The sequence below is a fragment of the Phenylobacterium sp. genome (assembly GCF_031181185.1).
Taxonomy (GTDB): Bacteria; Pseudomonadota; Alphaproteobacteria; order Caulobacterales; family Caulobacteraceae; genus Phenylobacterium.
On the sequence record NZ_JAPSKZ010000060.1, the window covers coordinates 1 to 19072 of the forward strand.

The window sequence follows — 19072 nt, forward strand, 5'->3', positions numbered from 1 at the left end:
CGCCTCGGCCTTCGGCGCCGGCGGCGGCGCGGCCTGGGCGGCCTGGGCCGCGCGCGCGGCTTCGGCCTCGGCGCGGGCGCGCTCCTCGCGGGCGCGGCGTTCCGCCTCCTGCTTGGCCTGTTGCTGGCGGGCGAGCTCGATGGCGCGCTGGCGGGCGGCGCGTTCCTCGGGCGAGAGGCCGTCGTTCGGGGCCTGCGGCGCGCGCGGCGCCTGGCCGGCGGGCGGCGCGGCGGGCTTGGCGGGTTCGAACACGCGGCGCTCGTTCGGCGAGGGCGCGGCCAGGTTGCCTGCGGGCGCGGCGTGCGGGCGGGCGCGCTTGGTCTCGACGACCACGGTCTTCGTCCGGCCGTGACTGAAGCTCTGCTTCACAGTGCCGGCGCTGACCGAGCCGCCGGCGCGCGGCTTCAGGGTCAGGGGCTGGCGTCCGCCCGGGGCGGAGTTGCGGCCGTTGTTGTTCTCGTCGCTCATGCGCTCGCTTTACTCACCGACCGGGCGGATCCCGGCCAAACGTCTTCAAACAGGTCGAGGCGGAAACCTTTAGGGCTCCCGCTTGGCCTCGACAGGCTCCTCGCGCCAATCCTCGGGAAGGAGCGGACTGAACCCCTCCAGGCGTCGGGCGTCCTCGGCCCATCGCTCGGCGGCTCGCCCCGCAAGGAAGGCGGTGTGTATCACATTCTCGCCGCCCAAGGCCAAACCCAATTCCTCGGAGGCGAAGAGGCCGAAAACCCGTGGCGGCTTCGGTTGTTTCCGGGCGAGGCCCAGGATCTTGCGGCGGCCATCGGCGGCGCCGTCCCTGGCCTCGATCAGCCACGCCGCCTTGCCGGCGACGATCGCTGACGAAACCTTCTCGAAGCCCGAAGTAAGGTCGCCGGCCTTCCGCGCAAGGCCCAGCGCCGACAAAAGCCGGCGCTTCAGCAGGGTTTCCACCTGGTCGGCAAGGTCCGGCGGCGCCTGGACCTTGGCCTTGGCGGCCCGAGAGAACTGGCCCTTCTTCGCCGCCGTCTCGACCGAGGCGCGATCAGCGGCGACCCAGAGGCCGCGGCCGGGCAGCTTGCGCGCCAGGTCGGGGACGACCTGCCCTTCGGGCCCGACCACGAAGCGGATCAGCCGCGCCTCGTCCACGACTTCGCCCGAGACGATGTCGCGCCGTTGGCGCGCCGCCTCCGCGAGGGTGGATGGGGCCTTAGCGGCGGATGCCTCCATGGTCGGACACCTCTCTCAGCCCTTAAGCGTCGCGGGCTTCGCCGGCCATTTCGGCCTCGGCGAAGTCTTCGTCGGTCGGCTCTTCGGCCGCTTCGGGCTCTTCCGGCGCTTCCACCCAGCCCATGGCGATCCGGGCCCGCATGATCAGCAGCTCGGCGTCCTGGGCGTCGAGGCCGAAGCTTTCGAGGATGCCCGGCTCACGCACGCGCTCGCCGTTCTTGCTCTCGAACCAGCCGCGCAGGTCGTCCGGCACCAGGCCGGCGAGGTCCTCGACGGACTTGATGCCGCCTTCGCCCAGGGCCACGGCCATCGGCAGGGTGACGCCCTCGATCTCGAGCAGGCCGTCCTCGACGCCGAGTTCGCGACGCTTGCTGTCGTACTCGGCCGCCTCCTTGTCCAGGTACTCGCGGGCGCGGGTCTGGATCTCTTCGGCGGTGTCCTCGTCGAAGCCCTCGATGGCGGCGATCTCCGAGGCGTCCACATAGGCCACGTCCTCGACGGTGGCGAAGCCTTCGGTGACCAGCAGCTGGGCGATGACCTCGTCCACGTCCAGGGCTTCCTGGAACAGGGCCGTGCGCTCGGTGAACTCGCGCTGGCGGCGCTCGCTCTCCTGGCTCTCGGTCATGATGTCGATCTGCCAGCCGGTCAGCTGCGAGGCGAGACGGACGTTCTGGCCGCGGCGGCCGATGGCGAGCGAGAGCTGCTCGTCCGGCACCACGACTTCGACGCGCTCGTCCTCCTCGTCCATGACCACCTTGGAGACTTCCGCCGGCGCCAGGGCGTTGACGATGAACGTCGCGTCGTCCGGGCTCCACTGGATGATGTCGATCTTCTCGCCCTGCAGCTCGGCCACGACCGCCTGCACGCGCGAGCCGCGCATGCCGACGCAGGCGCCGACGGGATCGATGGAGCTGTCGTTCGACACCACCGCCATCTTGGCGCGCGAGCCCGGGTCGCGGGCCACCGCGCGGATCTCGATCACGCCGTCATAGACCTCGGGCACTTCCTGGGCGAACAGCTTGGCCATGAAGCCGCCGTGGGCGCGCGACAGCAGGATCTGCGGACCCTTCGTCTCGCGGCGGACGTCGTAGATGTAGCAGCGGATCCGGTCGCCGATGTTGAAGTTCTCGCGCGGGATCGACTGGTCGCGCCGCATGATGCCTTCGCCGCGGCCCAGGTCGACGACGACGTTGCCGTATTCGACCCGCTTGACCGTGCCGTTGACGATCTCGCCCACGCGGTCCTTGTACTCCTCGTACTGACGCTCACGCTCGGCGTCGCGGACCTTCCCCATCACCACCTGGCGGGCCATCTGGGTCTGCACGCGGCCGAACTCGAACGGCGGCAGCAGCTCCTCGTAGACCTTGCCCACCTGGGCGTCCTTGTCGCGGCGCTTGGCGTCCGACAGCCGGATGATGCCCGGGGGCTCCTCGAACGGCAGCTCGTTGCCGTCTTCGTCCACGCCGCCGCCGAACTGGGCGTCGTCCTCGACGACCGTCACCACGCGCTTGATCGTGGTCTCGCCGGTCTTGGGATCGATGTGCACGCGGATGTCGTGCTCGGCGCCGTAGCGGGCGCGGGCGCCCTTCTGGATCGCCTCTTCGATCGCCTCGATGACGATCTCCTTGTCGATCGCCTTCTCGCGGGCCACGGCCTCGGCGATCTGCAGGAGTTCAAGCCGGTTGGCGGAGATGCCGGTCAGGCTCATGGGGTGGTCCCTCTACTCGGAAGTCTGTTGTTCGTCGGCGAGGCGGGCCGCGCGCGTCTCGGCGCCCCGCTTCATCAGTTCGTCGGTCAGCACCAGCTTGGCCTCGACGATCCAGGCGAAGGGGACGAGCGCCGTCTCCTCCTCGCCTTCCAGGTCGATGGCCACCTGACCGCCCTCGACGCCGGCCAGCTGTCCGCGGAAGCGCTTGCGCCCTTCGGCCAGGCGGTCGAGTTCGAGGCGGGCCTCATAGCCCTCGTAGGTCTCGAAATCCTTCAGCCGGGTCAGCGGCCGGTCGACGCCGGGCGAGGAGACCTCCAGCAGGTATTCGCCCGAGATCGGGTCGGCGGCGTCCAGCACCTCGGACACGGCGCGCGACAGCCGGGCGCAATCCTCGACGTTCATGTCGCCGTCGGCCGGACGCTCGGCCATGATCTGCAGGCGCCGCTGGTTGCGCTCGCCGCCCATCAGACGGATGCGCACGATCTCGTACCCCACGGCCTCGGCCACGGGGTCCAGCATCTCCAGCAACCTCAGGTCTTCTGCAGTCTTCCCACGCACGGGAACCCTGGCCTCCCAAAAGCCGAAACCGGCAAAGAAAAAAGCGGTCGGGCCGGAGCCCGCCGCTTGAAGGCGCTATCCAGCGCGATCAGCGATGTTGGAGGAGAATATAACCGGGGATCGGGCGGTTGTCAGCCCCTCAGTCGGATCGATCCAACGGCCCCTCCGTGGCCAAGACGATCCAGGGATGCCGACGCTCCTCCCAGACGCTGAAGCGCGGCTCGGGAAAGGTCGGATCGGCGAAAGCGCCGACGGGCACGCTGATGAACCCGGGCCGCCGCTCGATGCGGTACCACACCGTGCCGCCGCAGGTGGGGCAGAACGACTCCCTCGCCCAGTGCCCCTCGTCGCCATATCGCGTGTACTCGCGGGGCGCGCCGTGCAGCTTGACCTGAGCCTCGGGCCAGTGCGCCTGCATGCCGAACACCGAACCCGTCCGACGCTGGCAGTCCAGGCAGTGGCAGACGGAGACCCGAGCGGGCTCGCCCTCGCACTCAGCGCGCAGGGCGCCGCACTGACAGCTGGCCGTCCGGATCATCGCGTTTCTCCCTCGCTGGCACTTTACTCCGAGCGGCGCATCCCCCACAGAGCCGCCCTCTCTCTGTGTGTCACTGAAGGCCATCTCCCCATGGACCTCTCCAAGATTCCGGTCGGCGAGAACCCGCCGTACGACGTCAACGCCATCATCGAGATCCCGCAGGGCGGCGAGCCGGTGAAGTATGAGCTGGACAAGGAGTCCGGCGCGATCTTCGTCGACCGTTTCCTGCACACCGCGATGTACTATCCAGGCAACTACGGCTTCATCCCGCACACCCTGGCCGACGACGGCGATCCTATGGACGTGATCGTCGTGGGGCCGACGCCGGTGGTGCCGGGCGCCATCATCCGGGTCCGTCCGATCGGCGCGCTGATCATGCGCGACGAGGCGGGCGGCGACGAGAAGATCCTGGCGGTCCCGGTGGACAAGCTGCACCCGTTCTATGCGGGCGTGGATTCCTGGCGCGCCCTGCCGGCCATCCTGACCGAGCAGATCGCCCACTTCTTCAAGCACTACAAGGACCTGGAGAAGGGCAAGAGCGTCGACATCGTGCGCTGGGCCGATCCGGAAGAGGCCGCCGAGCTGATCCGGGCCTCGATCGAGGCCTACAAGGGCTAAGCCCTGACGAAGTCGAGGAAGACGGGCGCGCAGTCGCCCAGCTTCTTTTCCTCGTAACGCGTGGTGACGTGGTCGGCCGGCGGGATGCGCCAGTCGTCCGCGGCGCCCGCGGTCCAGTGGAAGCGGCCGTCCTTCAGGATGCGCTCCAGGCTCCAATCCACATAGTCGGCCCAGTCGCTGGCGAAGCGAAGCTTGCCGCCGGCCTTCAGCACGCGCGCCAGCTCGGCCACCGTCTCGGCCTGCACCAGCCGGCGCTTGTTGTGCCGCGGCTTGGGCCAGGGGTCCGGGAACAGGATGAAGACCCGCTCGAGGCTCGCGTCGGGCAGGCGGGCGATCAGCTCGCGCACGTCGCCGTCGTGGACGCGGACGTTCTTCAGCCCCTGCTCGTCGATATGGCGGAGCGCGCTGGCCACGCCGTTCTGGAAGGGCTCGGCGCCGACGATCAGCACCTCCGGCCGGCGCGCCGCCTGGGCGGCCATGTGCTCGCCGCCGCCGAAGCCGATCTCGAGCCACGCCTCGGCCGCCCCCGGCATCAAGTCCTTGGGCGCGAAGGGCTCGGCCGGCGGCCGCAGTGACGGCAGCAGGGTGTCCATCAGCGCGGCCTGCCGCGGCTTGATGGCGCGCGACTTCAGCCGGCCGAAGGACCGCAGCGGCGGGTGGTGATCCGACATGGCGCCCGCTCTACAGCGGGGACCCGCGTCAGGCCAGCTTGCGCAGCTCTTCCACGAGGTCGGTCTTCTCCCACGAGAAGCCGCCTTCGTTGTCGGGCTTGCGGCCGAAGTGGCCGTAGGCCGCGGTGCGCGCATAGATCGGGCGGTTGAGGCCCAGGTGCTCGCGGATGGCCCGCGGCGTGGCGCCGCCGATCATCTCGGGCAGCAGCTTCTCCAGCTGGGCCGGGTCGACCTCGCCGGTGCCGTGCAGATCGACGTAGAACGACAGCGGCTGAGCGACGCCGATGGCGTAGCTGATCTGGATCGTGCACTTTTTGGCGAGACCCGCAGCGACGACGTTCTTCGCCAGGTAGCGGCAGGCGTAGGCGGCCGAGCGGTCCACCTTCGTCGGGTCCTTGCCGGAGAACGCGCCGCCGCCGTGCGGGGCCGCGCCGCCGTAGGTGTCGACGATGATCTTGCGGCCGGTCAGGCCAGCGTCGCCGTCCGGCCCGCCGATCTCGAAGCGGCCGGTCGGGTTGATGTGCCACTTGGTCTTGCGCGTCACCAGGCCTTCCGGGAAGACCTCCAGGACGTACGGCTTGATCACCTCGGCCAGGCGCTTCGGCGTGGCGATCTGGTCGCCCAGGCGCTTCTTGTGCTGGGTCGAGACGACGATCTGCAGGATCTCGGCCGGCTTGCCGTTCTCGTAGCGGATGGTGACCTGGCTCTTCGCGTCCGGCTCGAGCACCGAGCACTCGCCCGACTTCCGGACCTCGGCCAGGCGCTTCAGGATGTTCTGCGAGTACTGCAGGGTGGCGGGCATCAGCTCGGGCGTTTCGTCCGAGGCGTAGCCGAACATGATCCCCTGGTCGCCGGCGCCTTCGTCCTTCTTCTCGGACGCGTCCACGCCCTGGGCGATGTGGGCCGACTGTTCGTGAAGGAAGCAGGCGTACTTGGCCTTCTCCCAGTGGAAACCCTTCTGCTCGTAGCCGATGTCCTTCACCGCAGCGCGGACCTTCGGCTCCAGGGACTTCACGATCTCCTTGGTGAGCGCCTTGTTCTCGGCCTTGGAGGCGCCCGGCTTGCCCGCGCGGACCTCGCCCGCCAGGACGATCCGATTGGTGGTCACCAGCGTCTCGCAGGCGACGCGCGCCTCGGGCTCGACCGCCAGGAAGGCGTCGACGACGGTGTCGGAGATGCGGTCGGCGACCTTGTCCGGATGGCCTTCGGACACGGCTTCGCTGGTGAAGATGTAGTTGGAACGGCTCAAGACGCTTAGCTCCGGGGAGTATTGCCTGGACCGCCCACCCCAGCGGCCCACGAGGTCGCCAAGCCTATAAAGAAATCTTTATGTCCCGCCAAGCCGCCGTCGGCGCGACGCTCAGGCGCGGACCGTCTCGGGCTCTTCCGCCATGGCGCGGATGAGGTCGAGGATCTTGCGCCGCACGCGCGGCTGGGCGATGCGCGGGAACAGCTGCGCCAGCTCCAGCCCCTCGCCAGACATCAGGAAGTCCTGCACCGGCTCGCTGGGCGGGGCGCCGACCGACGACGGGTCAAGGCCCTCGTAGAAGTAGGCGACCGAGGTGTGCAGCGCCTTGGCCATCTCCCAGAGCTTGGAGGCGCTGACGCGGTTCGTCGCGCGCTCGTACTTCTGGACCTGCTGGAAGGTCAGGCCGATCGATTCTGCGAGCCGCTCCTGGCTGATGCCGAGCTCCTTGCGCCGCATGCGTATGCGCAGGCCGACATGCCGGTCGATCGGGTTTGGGCCCTCGCGATCAAGTTCGGTGAACGTCGTCATAAACGCCCCATATCGAAGCTCCCGCGAATGGCAAGCCGGAGCGTCGTGCGTCAGATAATCACGTCTGGCGGACGCGGCCCGCCAGCCACGCCAACGCGGAGACCACGAGCATGGCGCCGAAAATGGCGTCGCCCAGCCGCGCGAAGAGCGTGGGCTCTAGGGCCGACGGCAGGCGCGCGTCAATGACGCCTAGCTCCCCCAGCCCCAGGCGCGCGCCCGGCACGATGCGGCCGTAGGCGTCGATGACCGCCGAGACGCCGGTGGGCGTGGAGCGGACGATCGGCAGGCCCTCCTCGATGGCGCGGTAGCTCGCGATGTTCAGATGCTGCAGCGGCCCGCTGGTGCGGCCGAACCAGGCGTCGTTGGAGATGTTGAGGATCCAGGCGGGCCGGACGCCGTCGCGCAGCGCGCCGGCGCGCGTGAACCCCGGGAACAGCGCCTCGTAGCAGATCAGCGGCTGCAGGGCCGGCACGCCCCACGGCGCCAGCGGCCGCGGCGGCGGACCGGCGGTGAAGTCCTCGGGCATGTGCACCAGGCTCCGCACCCCGATCTTGGTCGCCGTCTCGCCCAGGGGCAGGTACTCGCCGAACGGCACCAGCCGGTGCTTGTCGTAGACGCCGGTGACCCGCAGGCCCGGGCCTTCGCGGCGGAAGGCCACCAGGCTGTTGAAGTAGCGGACGTCGCCCGACGGGGCGAGCTCGGCGCGATTGGCGCCCATCAGCAGCGTCTGGCCCTGGTCGACCGTGTCACGGAGCAGCGGGCCGTAGATCGAGTCCGGCCCCAGCAGGTCGTCGATGACGGCAGGCAGGGCGCCCTCGGGCCAGACGACGATGTCCGGGCGCGTGGCGGCCGCCCGCCGCGTGAGGCCGGCGTAGGTGTCGAAGATCAGCCGCAGGTTCTCGGGCTTCCACTTGTCCTTCTGGTCGATGTCGGCCTGGACGACGCGGATCAGCGGGGCGTCGGCGGCCGGCTTGGCGGCGACCGACGCCTCGAGGCGGGCCCAGCCGTAGCCGTACAGTCCGGCCAGGGCGGCGAGGCCGAAGACCAGGGCGGCGGCCTTCTCCGATCGCGGCGCCTTGAGGCCCAGCACGCCGGCCGAAGCGCCCAGCACGAGGGTGACCCAGGTGAGGCCGTAAGCCCCCACGAGCGCGGCGGCCTGCGAGGGCGCAGAGCCCGCCCGCCAGGTCTCGCCCGGCAGGTTCCAGGGAAAGCCGGTGAGCACGTGGCCGCGCAGCCATTCGAAGGCCGCGAAACAGCCGGCGAAGACCAGCACCTTCCAGGCGCCTTCGGCCTTGAGCGCCCGATAGGCGAGCCCCGCCAGGCCCCAGAACAGCGCGAGCCCGCCGGCCATGGCCACGATGCCGAACGGCGCCATCCAGCCGTGGGCCTTCACGTCCACCAGGAACGGCTCGACGATCCACCAGGTGGAGACGCCGAAGTAGCCGACGCCGGCCAGCCAGCCGCGGAAGAAGCCGGAGCGCAGCGGCCGGACCGAGTCCGCCTCAAGCGCGAACAGGATCAGCCCGTAGCCCACCAGGCCCGGCAACAGCCCGAACGGCGGATGGGCGAGGCCTGCGGCGAGGCCGGCCAGCAGCGCCCAGACGCGGATGAGCCAGACGCTGCGCAAGGCGATCAGACCTGGACGGACGGCGAAGCCCGGCGGACGCGGACGCGCTTCACGCGGCGCGGATCGGCCGCCAGCACCTCGATGGAGAAGCCGTCGGGATGGTCGATGCGCTCGCGCTTCTGCGGCACCCGCCCCGCCAGGGCGTTGACGAGGCCGGCGACCGTTTCGATCTCCTCGTCGAGGTCTTCGGGGGCGAGGTCGACGCCGTCGCCGATCGCCTGTTCCAGCTCCTCGAGCGGCGCGCGGCCGTCGGCGATCCAGCCGTCATCATCCTCGACGATCGGGGTGAAACCGGCGTCGCCCTCCTCGTCGTGCTCGTCGGCGATCTCGCCGACCAGCTTCTCGAGCAGGTCTTCCAGCGTGACCAGGCCGTCGGTGCCGCCGAACTCGTCGATCACCAGGGCCATGTGGGTGCGGCGCGTGCGCATCAGCGCCAGCAGCTCGGCGGCCGCCATCGAGGGCGGCACGTACAGCACCTTGCGGACCAGCTGGTAGCGGCCCTGCAGGATCTGGTCGTCGGGCTTCGGCTTGCGGGTCTTGCGCGCCAAGAGCTTGAAGACGTCCTTCACGTGGACGACGCCCACCGGCTCGTCCAGCGTGTCCTTGTAGACCGGCATGCGGCTGTGTTCGGCCTCGACGAAGCGGGCGACCACTTCGGCGAAGCTGCTGCCCCGCTCCACCGCCACGATGTCGGCGCGGGGCTTCATCACGTCTTCCACACGCAGGTCCTGGAAGGCGCGGGCCTGGGCGACCAGTTCGCCGGCGGCTTCGGTCTGCGGCTCGGGCCCCGGGTCGGGCGCCGCTTCGGCGCCGCCACGGAAGAAGTCGACGAAGGCCATCAGCCCACGTCGGCGGCCCGGGCCGGGCCTACTCGAAGGGTCGGGGTCAGTCATGCTCTCCCTCGCTGGCCGCGTAGGGATCAGGAATCCCCAGTCCGGCCAGGATGACGCGCTCGAGGCCTTCCATGGCCTCGGCCTCATCTTCGCTCATGTGGTCGTATCCGAGAAGGTGCAAGACGCCGTGGACCACCAGATGCTGCAGGTGGTGCGCCAGTGGCTTGCCCTGTTCTTCGGCCTCGCGGGCGCAGACGCCCAGCGCCAGGGCCACGTCGCCCAGGTGCTTCTCGGGGTTGGGCGGCGCGGGGAAGGACAGCACGTTGGTCGGCTTGTCCTTCCCGCGGAAGCGGGCGTTCAGCTCCTGCACCGCGGCGTCGTCGGTCAGCAGCAGGGTGACGCCTTCGCCATCCGCGCCTTCGCTCTCCAGCGCGGCGAGGGCGGCGCGGCGGGTCAGGGGCTCGGCGTCCCGCAGGGCCGCGGTCCAGCCGGCGTCCTCGATCTCGATGTCGATCAACCCGGGCGCCCGCCGCGTTGCCGGGCCGCGTCGGCGTCGTAGGCCTTGACGATCCGCTCGACCAGGGGGTGGCGCACCACGTCCTCGGACGAGAAGCGGACAACGCCGATGCCCTTCACGTCCTCCAGCAGCCCGACGGCGTGGGCGAGCCCGGAGTCCGAGCCGTTGACGAGGTCGATCTGGGTCGGGTCGCCGGTGATCACCATGCGGGCGCCCTCGCCCAGCCGGGTCAGCACCATCTTCATCTGCAGCCGCGTGGCGTTCTGCGCCTCGTCGACGATGACGTAGGCGTGGCTCAGCGTGCGACCGCGGAGGAAGGCGATCGGCGCGACCTCGATCTCGCCCTTCTCGCGGCGGCGGCGCAGCTGGTCGGCGCCCAGGATGTCGGTCAGGGCCTCCCAGACCGGCGCCATGTAGGGGTCGACCTTCTCGTTCAGGTCGCCCGGCAGGAAGCCCAGGCGCTCGCCGGCCTCGACCGCGGGACGGGAGACGATCAGGCGGTCGACCTCGCCGCGCATCAGCAGGCCCGCGCCGTGGGCGACGGCGAGGAAGGTCTTGCCGGTGCCGGCCGGACCTAGGCCGAACACCATCTCGCAGCGGGCCAGCGCATCCAGGTACTTCGCCTGGGTGGCGGTCTTGGGCGCCACCTGGCCGCGCCGGCCGACGGGCAGGGCGCCCGGCGCGGCGCCCGAGCCGGTGCGCACCTGGCCGATGGCCACGCGCACGTCGGCCTCGGCCACATCGATGCCCTGGTCGGCGCGGGCGGCGATCGCCTGCACGGCCTTCTTGGCCAGCCCCCGGCTCTTGGCGTCGCCGCTCAGCGACACGCCGCCGCCGGGCGTCTCGACCAGGACCCCGAAGGCATCCTCGATCAGCGCCGCATGGCGGCTGTTGGCGCCGGCCACCGCGCGCACGGCGGCGTCCGACAGGGCGATGAATTCAGGCGCTCGGCTCAAGCCGTCTCCAGTTCCAGGACGCCGGCCAGACTATTCCGGCCGCCGCTTTCAACCTTCACAGGAACGATCTGGCCGATCAGTCGATCCGGCGCAGTCGCATGCACCGCCTGAAGATAGGGGCTGCGGCCGATCAGCTGGCCGGGATGGCGGCCCTTTTTCTCGAAGAGCACCGGCAGCACCTTGCCCGCCTGGGCGGCGTTGAACGCAGATTGCTGTTCTTCCAGGAGAGCTTGGAGGCGGGCCAGCCGCTCGTCCTTGACCTCTTCGGGAACCTGGCCGGGCATGGCCGCGGCGGGCGTCCCCGGGCGGCGGGAATATTTGAACGAGAAGCAGCTGGCGTAGCCGACCTCGCGGACCAGCTGCAACGTCGCCTCGAAGTCGGCGTCGCGTTCGCCGGGGAAGCCCACGATGAAGTCGCCCGAGATGGCGATATCCGGCCGCGCGGCGCGGACCTTCTCGATCACGCGGAGGTAGCTCTCGGCGGTGTGTGCGCGGTTCATGGCCCGCAGGATCTTGTCCGAGCCCGCCTGCACCGGCAGGTGCAGGTAGGGCATCAGCTCAGGGACCTCGGCATGGGCGGCGATCAGGCCGTCATCCATGTCGCGCGGGTGGCTGGTCGTGTAGCGGATGCGATCCAGGCCGGAAATCTTCGCCAGGCGGCGGACCAGGCCGGCAAGCCCGCCCTCTCCGTCGTAGGCGTTGACGTTCTGGCCCAGCAGGGTGACCTCGCGCACGCCCTTGGCCGCCAGATCGCGGGCCTCGGCCTCGATAGCGTCGACCGGCCGGCTCCATTCGCCGCCGCGGGTGTAGGGCACCACGCAGAAGGTGCAGAACTTGTCGCAACCCTCCTGCACCGTCAGGAAAGCCGTGACGCCGGTGGGGCGGCGATCGGCTGTCAGGGCGTCGAACTTCTCGTCGGGGGCGAACTCGGCGGCCAGCCGCTCACCGCGGGCGCGGTGGGCCCTGGCGATCAGCTCGGGCAGCTGATGGTAGGCCTGTGGGCCGACGACGAGATCCACGGCCGGTTGCCGGCGCATGATCTCCTCGCCCTCGGCCTGGGCGACGCAGCCGGCGACGGCGATGGTCATGGCCCCGCCCTCGGCGCGACGGGCGTCCTTCATCCGCTTGATCTGGCCGAGCTCGGAATAGACCTTTTCGGTGGCCTTCTCGCGGATGTGGCAGGTGTTCAGCACCACCAGATCCGCGGCCGCCGGATCGTCCGTCATGCCATAGCCCAGCGGCGCAAGGACGTCGGCCATGCGCTCGCTGTCGTAGACGTTCATCTGACAGCCGTACGTCTTGATATAGAGGCGCTTGGCGGGCGCGGTCTCGGACATGGCCGGGGTTATGGGGTTCCGCAGGGATCGGCGCAAGTTCGAGGGCCGGTCAACGGCGCGGCAGCACCTCGCCCTGGCCATGCGCGGGCCCCAGACGCCTCGTCCCGATCCACTCGCCCAGCAGATCGAAGTAGCCGACCGAATGGCGGCCGGCGTCCTTCGGGCCGTCGGGACCGTCCTCCTGGGCGATGATGCCGTGGTCGGCGTCGGGGAAGACGACGATGTCGATCGGCTTGCCGGCCTGCTGCAGCCGCCGCAGCACCGCCTTGGTCTCCTCGTGCGGCGCCTCGGTGTCGCGGCCGGCGAGCACCCACAGCATGGGCGTGCGCGCGCGGGCCAGCACCGGCTCCGGGTCGTAGTCGAGGTCGAACTCCAGATCGAGGAAGGGGCGGAACTGCTCCCAGTGTTCGCGCGGCGTGGCGGCGAGCAGGCTGGTGTAGTCGCCGCCGACGTGGGCGAACCACGGCTCCTGGCGATAGGCCGCCTTCAGCCGCTCGAATTCGTCGCCGCCTTCGCGCAGGCCGGACTTGACCACCTTCGTGGCTGCATCGTGCAGCGCGACCGCCTTCGCCACGGCCGCGTCGTCGAAGCCGCGGAGCCGGACGCTCTGCGCCGCTTCCGAGCGGTCCTCCTCGGCGATGCTGACGGCGAGGCCATAGCTGACCACGATGAAGTCCACGGGGACCTTCTCGGCGGTGATGGGCGCCACCCAGCCGCCCTGGCTCTCCCCCATCAGGCCGACAGGAACGCCCGACGCCTCGGGCCGCGAACGCGCGGCGCGGACCGCGGCGGCCATGTCCTCGGCCAGGCGCTGGAAGTCGCCCGTCAGCTTGCCGCCCGACCGTCCGGTGCCGGCCTTGTCGAAGACGACGACGCCGATCCCCTTCAGCGGCAGCAGATACTGGACGAAGTTGTTGAGCACGGCGGAGTCGTCGCCGGAACCGTACTGCAGGACGACGATGGCCTTGGGTCGGCCACGTTCGGGCAGCACCAGTTCGCCATACAGCTGGTCGCCGCGGCTCTCGAAGCGCAGGGGCGTGATGCGCAGCGGAACCTTCCGGCCTGCCCGCGCCGGCTCGCCGGCGCGCTGGAAGGTGAGGCGTCCCTCGGCGCAGGAGCCGAAGCGGGCCTGGACGCTCACCGGCTCGCGGACCGACCAGCCCTCGCCGCCCTCGAAGGCGCCGGACGCGGTTGCGAACAGCTTGCCGCTGCGCCCGTCGAGCCGCCGGTAGCGAAGGTTCTCCCCGTCGCTGCGCGTGACGACGAGCTTTTCACCGCCGGCGAGGGCGTAGGCGCCCACGCGGCAGTCGCGGCCTTCGGCCGCCGCCGCGGGACCGGCCATCGCCGCGACGGCGAACGCCGCGAGCAGGAACTTGGGAAACCTCATGAGCCCTCCACCTGCGGAGGTGAGAGCCACGGCCGAGGTCGTGCGGATGCCGGCGGGCGGATCAAATCGCCGTAATGCCAGCGATCACTCCTCGATCGGCATGCCGTAGAGTTCGAGACGGTGGTCCACCAGCCGGTAGCCGAGCTTGCGGGCGATCGCCTCCTGCAGGGCCTCGATCTCGGGATCGACGAACTCGACGACCTTGCCGGTCTTCATGTCGATGAGGTGGTCGTGGTGCTCGTCGGAATGCTGTTCGTAGCGCGAGCGGCCGTCGCGGAAGTCGAGCCGGTCGATGATGCCGGCCTCCTCGAATAGCCGCACCGTCCGATAAACCGTGGCGATGGAGATGTGCGGGTCCACGGCGTGCGCCCGGCGGTGCAGCTCCTCGACGTCGGGGTGGTCGCTGGAGGTTGAGAGGACGCGCGCGATGGTCCGGCGCTGCTCGGTCATGCGCATGCCCTTTTCCATGCAGAGCTTTTCGATGCGGTCCGACACGGGCTCTCCCATTCCTCTGACGTGACGATAGGTCTAGTGGCCTTGCGTTCCAAGGTCGAGACGCATGACCACGGCGTCGGCGCGGCCGGCCCCGCCGCGGTCGTAGTAGGCCTTCCGCACGCCCGCTCGCTCGAAGCCAAGTCCCTCGTACAGGGCGAGCGCGGGCGCGTTGTCGACATCCACTTCCAGGAAGCAGGCGCCGGCGCCCAGCTCGCGCGCGGCGCCGAGGGCGGCGGCCATCAGCGACCGGGCGACGCCCTGGCGCCGGGCCCACGGCGGCACGGCCAACGTCAGGATCTCGGCCTCGCCGGCCAGCGCCCGGCACAAGACGACGCCGGCGGGATCGCCGTCTTCGGCGACGAACGCGAAGACGCCGGAGCCAGCCAGCAGCGTCTCGAACGTCGCCTGGTCCCACGGCCGGTCGAAGGCTTGGGCATGCGCCGAGGCCATCAGGGGCGCGTCGGCCGCGTCCGCCGCGCGCAGCTTCATTCGGGCGACCTGCCGCCCGGCAGCTTGGCGTCGGGGGCGCGGAGATAGAGCGGCTTCAGCGGCCCGGGCGCCCGCGCCGCGGCGAGCTCGGCCACCTTGCGGGCGTCGCAGCCCTCAGGCGCCAGCACCGCCGCGCCGGGCGCCACGTCGGCCAGCAGGGGCGCGCCCGATCCGACCAGCGTCAGCGACCGGCCCTGAACCAGCTCGGCGAGGCGCGCCGCGGCCGTGGGGACGGGCAGCACGTCAGGCGCCATCAACGGCCGGCCGGCGTCGAAGATCTGCAGATAGACCTGGTCCCGCCGCGCATCGATGGCCGCCGCGACCAGCCCTTCCGCCTCGGCGGCAAGCGCCTCCAGCACGCCCACCGGCGCGGCCGGAACCGAGAGCGCCGAGGCCAGGCCCTTGGCGAAGGCGACGCCGACGCGAAGGCCGGTGAACGACCCGGGCCCGACCGTCGCGCCGATCCGCTCGAGCTCGGAAAACGCCAGGCCGGCGTCGGCCATGGCGGCCTGGACCATCGGGGCCAGCCGTTCCTGGTGGCCGCGGGCCATGACCTCGGACCGATGGGCCAGCACGCGGCCGCCGTCCAGGACGGCGACGGAACAGGCGTTCAGGCAGGTGTCGAGCCCCAGCACGATCATGGGGCGCGGGTTAGCGGATCGAAGCCTGCGCGGGAAGGCTTAGCCCAGCGTCTGCTCGACGCGGGTCACTTCCGGCACATAGTGCTTCAGCATGTTCTCGACGCCGGCCTTGAGCGTGGCCGTCGAGGACGGGCAGCCCGAGCAGGCGCCGCGCATGTTCAGCCAAACGACGCCCGTGTCGGCCTCGAACTTGTGGAACAGGATGTCGCCGCCGTCCTGGGCCACGGCCGGGCGGATGCGGGTGTCCAGCAGGTCCTTGATCTCGGCGACGATCTGGGCGGTCTCGCCTTCATAGACGCCCTCGTCGTGGCCGCCGGACTGGTCGCCCTCTTCGGCGAACAGCGGCCGGCCCGAGGTGAAGTGGTCCATGATGGCCGCGAGCACCGGCGCTTTCAGGTGCGGCCAGTCGAAGGACGGATGCTTGCCGACGGTGATGAAGTCGGGACCGAAGAACACCCGCGTCACGCCCTCGACGTCGAAGATGTCGGACGCGAGCGGCGAGGCCTGCGCCTCGTCGGCCGAGCGGAAGTCGCGGGTGCCGTCGCCCAGCACCGTGCGGCCGGGCAGGAACTTCAGGACCTCGGGGTTGGGCGTGGCTTCGGTCTGGATGAACATGGGCCAGATGTGGCCCTACGCGGGTTCCGGCGCAAGTTCCGCCGCCTAGGCGAGATCAGCGATCTCTTCGTCGGTGAGGTCGCCCGGCACGATGGTCACCGGCACCTTGCGCGATCCCCACTTCACGCCGTCCTTGGCGATAGAGGCCACCAGCGGGCCCGGCCCTCGGCCGCCGGCGGCCGCGGCCACCACCAGGATCTTGATGTCGGGGTCGTCGCTCAGCACCTGGCGCAGTCCGGCCCGGTTGCTCTCGGCGTTGACGATGAGGAACTCGGGCGGCAGGCCGGTCTCGGCGAGCACAAACTCGGCCGACTGCTGCAGCGAGGCTTCGGCCTCCTGGCGCTGCTGGCGCTCGATCTCGTCGCGGACGCCCGACCAGTGCTCGAACACCGCCGGTTCGATCACCCGCAGCAGGGCGACGTGGCCGCCGGTGGAGCGCGCCCGGCGGCAGGCGAAGCGCAGCGCCGCCTGGAACTCGGGCGTGTCGTCGGCGACCACCAGGAACTTGCGCTTGCTCGTGCTCATGGCCGGACGGTGCGGCGCCCAGGCTCGCTAGGCAAGCTGGGCGCCGCGCAGGCTCAGCTCGCCCAGTAGCCCACGAGGCGCTTGACCTCGGCGGTGACCGGGACGGCGATCTCGCGCGCCCGCCGCGCGCCGTCCGCCAGCACGCGGTCGATCTCGGCGGGATCCGCCAGCAGCCTGCGCATCTCCGAGCCGATCGGCGCCATGACCGAAACGGCGAGCTCGGCCAGCTTCGGCTTGAACGCCCCGAAGCCCTGGCCGGCGAACTCGGCCAGCACCTCGGCGTCCGTCTTGCCGGCCAGGGCCGCATAGATGGCCACCAGGTTCTTGGCTTCCGCGCGGCCTTCCAGGCCCTCGACCGTCTCCGGCAGCGGGTCGGGGTCGGTGCGGGCCTTGCGCACCTTGCTGGCGATGGCGTCGGCGTCGTCCGTCAGGTTGATGCGCGACTGGTCCGAGGGATCGGACTTCGACATCTTCGCCTGCCCATCCCTGAGGCTCATCACCCGCGCGCCGGGCCCTTGCGTCAGCGGCTCGGGCAGGGGGAAGAAGCCGGGCGCCCCGAAGTCGTTGTTGAACTTCTGGGCGATGTCGCGGGTCAGCTCGAGGTGCTGCTTCTGGTCGTCGCCGACCGGCACGTGGGTCGCCTTGTAGACCAGGATGTCGGCCGCCTGGAGCACCGGATAGGTGTAGAGGCCGACGCTGGAGCGCTCCTTGTGCTTGCCGCTCTTCTCCTTGAACTGGGTCATCCGGTCGAGCCAGCCGAGGCGGGCGACGCAGTTGAAGACCCAGGCGAGTTCGGCGTGCTCGGGCACGGCCGACTGGGCGAAGATGGCGGCGACCTTGGGATCGAGGCCCGTCGCCAGGTAGGCGGCCGCGATCTCGCGGACCTGCTGCTTCAGCTTGGCCGGGTCCTGCCACACGGTGATGGCGTGCAGGTCGGCCACGAAGATGAAGGTCGGGATCTCGTGCTGCAGGCGCGCGAACTTGGCGAGAGCGCCCAGATAGTTGCCCAGGTGCAGGTCGCCAGACGGCTGCACGCCGGAGAGCACGCGTTGGGGGCCCGCGTACGGAGCCGGAGCTTGGTCGGTCATGATGTGAGGCTTCTGGAAGATATGGACGTGCGGGCGCAAGGCCAAAGGAGGCGGGGCCCGAGCTAGCGGGTCAGCGGATCAGGGCCGCCATCGCCAGGTGTTGTGGGTCCGCAAAGCCATGACCCGCGAGATAGCCGCTGGCGCGGAGGCCGGCAAGCTAGAGATCGGGCGTGGCGACCGGCGCATCGCCCTTGCGGCGGCGCAGCGCGGCCTTGGCCTCGGCGGGCGTGACGCCGCCGAAGGCGAACAGCAGCACCGGATAGAGCGCCCCGCCGGCCAGGCAGACGAGGATCACGGCCAGTTCCTTCGAGCCCAGCGGCCGCTCCAGCAGCGGGCGGTAGGCGGCCGCGAGCAGGCACAGCCCGCCCAGGGCCGCCGAGGCGGCGGCGACCCGCACGATCTTGCCGATGGCCCGCGCCGAGGCCCGCCAGGTGTCGGTGGCCCACAGCTTCGCGACCATCTGCGCCACGGTGATCCAGGACGCCGCGGCGGTGGCCAGCGCAATGCCCTCGAAGCCCAGGGTGTAGAAGAGCGCGACGCCGAGGACGATGTTCACCGCGATCGAGACCAGCGAGTAGGTCATCGGCGTTCGCGTGTCGCCGCGGGCGAAGAACGCCGGCTGCAGGATCTTGATCAGCACGAAGGCCGGCACGCCCCAGCCGTAATGGAACAGGAGCTTGGCCGAGGCCGCGGCGTCGACTTCGGTGAAGGCGCCGCGCACGAAGAAGGCGTCCAGCAGGAAGAAGGGCATGGCCATCAGGGCCGCGGCCGCCGGCAGGCTGAGCGCCAGGCCGAACACCACCGCCTGGTCCATGGCGCCTTGCGCGTCGTCGTGGTCGGCCCGCTGGATCGCGGTGGCCAGCCTGGGCAGCAGGGCCACGCCGATGGCCACGCCCACGAGGCTCAGCGGCAGCTGGTAGAAGCGCTCGGCGAAGTTCAGCCAGGCGCGCATGCCCGCCACCTGGCTGGCCAGGATCGCCGAGATGAACAGGTTCAGCTGGGTGGCGCTGGAGGCGATGATCCCTGGGACCATCCGCCGGATCAGCATGCGGATCTCGGGCGTCAGCTTCAGGCGCGACGGGCGGATGCGCGCGCCCAGACGCCGAGCGCCCCACCAGCACAGCGCCGCCTGGCTGATCCCGGCCACGATGACGCCGAACGAGGCGGCATAGGAGGCGCGGACGGGATCGTTCTGCGGCAGCACGACGGCCAGCATCACCACGTTCAGAATGGTCGGGTAGAAGCCGTAGATGATGAACCGGCCGCGGGCCTGCAGCACGCCGGCGAACAGCGACGCGATCACCATGCACGGCAGGTAGGGCATGGTGATCTGGGTCAGGACCACGGCCAGCTTGAACTTCGACGGATCCGCCAGGAAGCCGTAGCTGTAGACCATCATCAGCCAGGGCATGGCCAGTTGGCAGACCACCGTCAGCAGGACGGTGAAGGCGGCGACCGTCACCAGGGCGTCCGAGGCGTAGCGGTCCGC

General features: G+C 70.4%; 22 protein-coding genes. 1 reads left to right on the forward strand and 21 read right to left on the reverse strand.

Going from position 1 to position 19072, the window contains the following annotated elements; genetic code table 11:
- The 5 genes from RIF93_RS09420 to RIF93_RS09440 form a co-directional block, all read right to left on the reverse strand.
- A partial coding sequence (locus RIF93_RS09420) for a translation initiation factor IF-2 associated domain-containing protein (RefSeq protein WP_309090671.1) occupies positions 1-468 on the reverse strand: 468 nt, incomplete at its 3' end.
- 69 nt (positions 469-537) lie between these two features.
- Positions 538-1203 carry an RNA-binding protein gene (locus tag RIF93_RS09425; protein ID WP_309090673.1) on the reverse strand — a complete coding sequence of 222 codons (666 nt, stop codon included), beginning with the start codon at positions 1201-1203 and terminating at the stop codon, positions 538-540.
- Between the two features lie 22 nt (positions 1204-1225).
- Entirely contained in the window at positions 1226-2911 is a 1686-nt protein-coding gene (gene nusA / locus RIF93_RS09430) for a transcription termination factor NusA (RefSeq protein ID WP_309090675.1), read from the reverse strand.
- Positions 2912-2923: 12 nt separating this feature from the next.
- Positions 2924-3469 (reverse strand): ribosome maturation factor RimP, encoded by a 546-nt coding sequence (rimP, locus tag RIF93_RS09435; RefSeq protein WP_309090677.1) that lies wholly within the window; start codon positions 3467-3469, stop codon positions 2924-2926.
- A 139-nt stretch (positions 3470-3608) separates the two neighbouring features.
- Positions 3609-4007 carry a GFA family protein gene (locus RIF93_RS09440; protein ID WP_309090679.1) on the reverse strand — a complete coding sequence of 133 codons (399 nt, stop codon included), beginning with the start codon at positions 4005-4007 and terminating at the stop codon, positions 3609-3611.
- A gap of 90 nt (positions 4008-4097) precedes the next feature.
- Between RIF93_RS09440 and ppa the strand changes: the two genes are divergently transcribed.
- Positions 4098-4625: an inorganic diphosphatase gene (gene ppa, locus RIF93_RS09445; RefSeq protein WP_309090681.1), complete on the forward strand. Its 528-nt coding sequence runs from the start codon at positions 4098-4100 to the stop codon at positions 4623-4625.
- Here the strand turns inward: ppa and trmB are convergent.
- From trmB to murJ, 16 genes are all read right to left on the reverse strand, one after another.
- Positions 4622-5296, reverse strand: coding sequence for a tRNA (guanosine(46)-N7)-methyltransferase TrmB (gene trmB, locus RIF93_RS09450; RefSeq protein WP_309090683.1), 675 nt, complete (start codon positions 5294-5296; stop codon positions 4622-4624). The genes ppa and trmB overlap by 4 nt on opposite strands.
- A gap of 28 nt (positions 5297-5324) precedes the next feature.
- Positions 5325-6545 (reverse strand): methionine adenosyltransferase, encoded by a 1221-nt coding sequence (gene metK / locus RIF93_RS09455; protein ID WP_309090685.1) that lies wholly within the window; start codon positions 6543-6545, stop codon positions 5325-5327.
- 111 nt (positions 6546-6656) lie between these two features.
- On the reverse strand, positions 6657-7073 hold the full coding sequence (locus RIF93_RS09460; RefSeq protein ID WP_309090687.1) for a helix-turn-helix transcriptional regulator: 417 nt from the start codon (positions 7071-7073) through the stop codon (positions 6657-6659).
- A 58-nt stretch (positions 7074-7131) separates the two neighbouring features.
- Entirely contained in the window at positions 7132-8700 is a 1569-nt protein-coding gene (gene lnt, locus RIF93_RS09465) for an apolipoprotein N-acyltransferase (RefSeq protein WP_309090689.1), read from the reverse strand.
- A 5-nt stretch (positions 8701-8705) separates the two neighbouring features.
- Positions 8706-9593, reverse strand: coding sequence for a hemolysin family protein (locus RIF93_RS09470; protein WP_309090690.1), 888 nt, complete (start codon positions 9591-9593; stop codon positions 8706-8708).
- On the reverse strand, positions 9586-10050 hold the full coding sequence (ybeY, locus tag RIF93_RS09475; RefSeq protein ID WP_309090692.1) for an rRNA maturation RNase YbeY: 465 nt from the start codon (positions 10048-10050) through the stop codon (positions 9586-9588). The genes RIF93_RS09470 and ybeY overlap by 8 nt, the downstream gene beginning before the upstream one ends.
- Positions 10047-11006: a PhoH family protein gene (locus RIF93_RS09480; protein ID WP_309090694.1), complete on the reverse strand. Its 960-nt coding sequence runs from the start codon at positions 11004-11006 to the stop codon at positions 10047-10049. Before RIF93_RS09480 ends, ybeY begins: the two co-directional genes overlap by 4 nt.
- On the reverse strand, positions 11003-12343 hold the full coding sequence (gene miaB, locus RIF93_RS09485) for a tRNA (N6-isopentenyl adenosine(37)-C2)-methylthiotransferase MiaB (protein ID WP_309090696.1): 1341 nt from the start codon (positions 12341-12343) through the stop codon (positions 11003-11005). The genes RIF93_RS09480 and miaB overlap by 4 nt, the downstream gene beginning before the upstream one ends.
- Positions 12344-12392: 49 nt before the next feature.
- A complete protein-coding gene (locus tag RIF93_RS09490) occupies positions 12393-13730 on the reverse strand; it encodes an alpha/beta hydrolase (protein ID WP_309090698.1) in 1338 nt (445 codons plus the stop codon).
- Positions 13731-13814: 84 nt separating this feature from the next.
- On the reverse strand, positions 13815-14198 hold the full coding sequence (locus RIF93_RS09495) for a Fur family transcriptional regulator (RefSeq protein ID WP_309090709.1): 384 nt from the start codon (positions 14196-14198) through the stop codon (positions 13815-13817).
- Between the two features lie 60 nt (positions 14199-14258).
- On the reverse strand, positions 14259-14714 hold the full coding sequence (locus RIF93_RS09500) for a GNAT family N-acetyltransferase (protein ID WP_309090700.1): 456 nt from the start codon (positions 14712-14714) through the stop codon (positions 14259-14261).
- Positions 14711-15352, reverse strand: a complete 642-nt coding sequence (tsaB, locus tag RIF93_RS09505) for a tRNA (adenosine(37)-N6)-threonylcarbamoyltransferase complex dimerization subunit type 1 TsaB (RefSeq protein ID WP_309090711.1) — start codon at positions 15350-15352, stop codon at positions 14711-14713. Before tsaB ends, RIF93_RS09500 begins: the two co-directional genes overlap by 4 nt.
- Before the next feature lie 42 nt (positions 15353-15394).
- Positions 15395-15970 carry a NifU family protein gene (locus tag RIF93_RS09510; RefSeq protein ID WP_309090702.1) on the reverse strand — a complete coding sequence of 192 codons (576 nt, stop codon included), beginning with the start codon at positions 15968-15970 and terminating at the stop codon, positions 15395-15397.
- Positions 15971-16015: 45 nt separating this feature from the next.
- Entirely contained in the window at positions 16016-16495 is a 480-nt protein-coding gene (locus RIF93_RS09515; protein ID WP_309090704.1) for a universal stress protein, read from the reverse strand.
- 53 nt (positions 16496-16548) lie between these two features.
- Entirely contained in the window at positions 16549-17583 is a 1035-nt protein-coding gene (gene trpS, locus RIF93_RS09520) for a tryptophan--tRNA ligase (RefSeq protein WP_309090705.1), read from the reverse strand.
- 157 nt (positions 17584-17740) lie between these two features.
- The coding region (murJ, locus tag RIF93_RS09525) for a murein biosynthesis integral membrane protein MurJ (protein WP_309090707.1) at positions 17741-19072 on the reverse strand (1332 nt) is incomplete at its 5' end.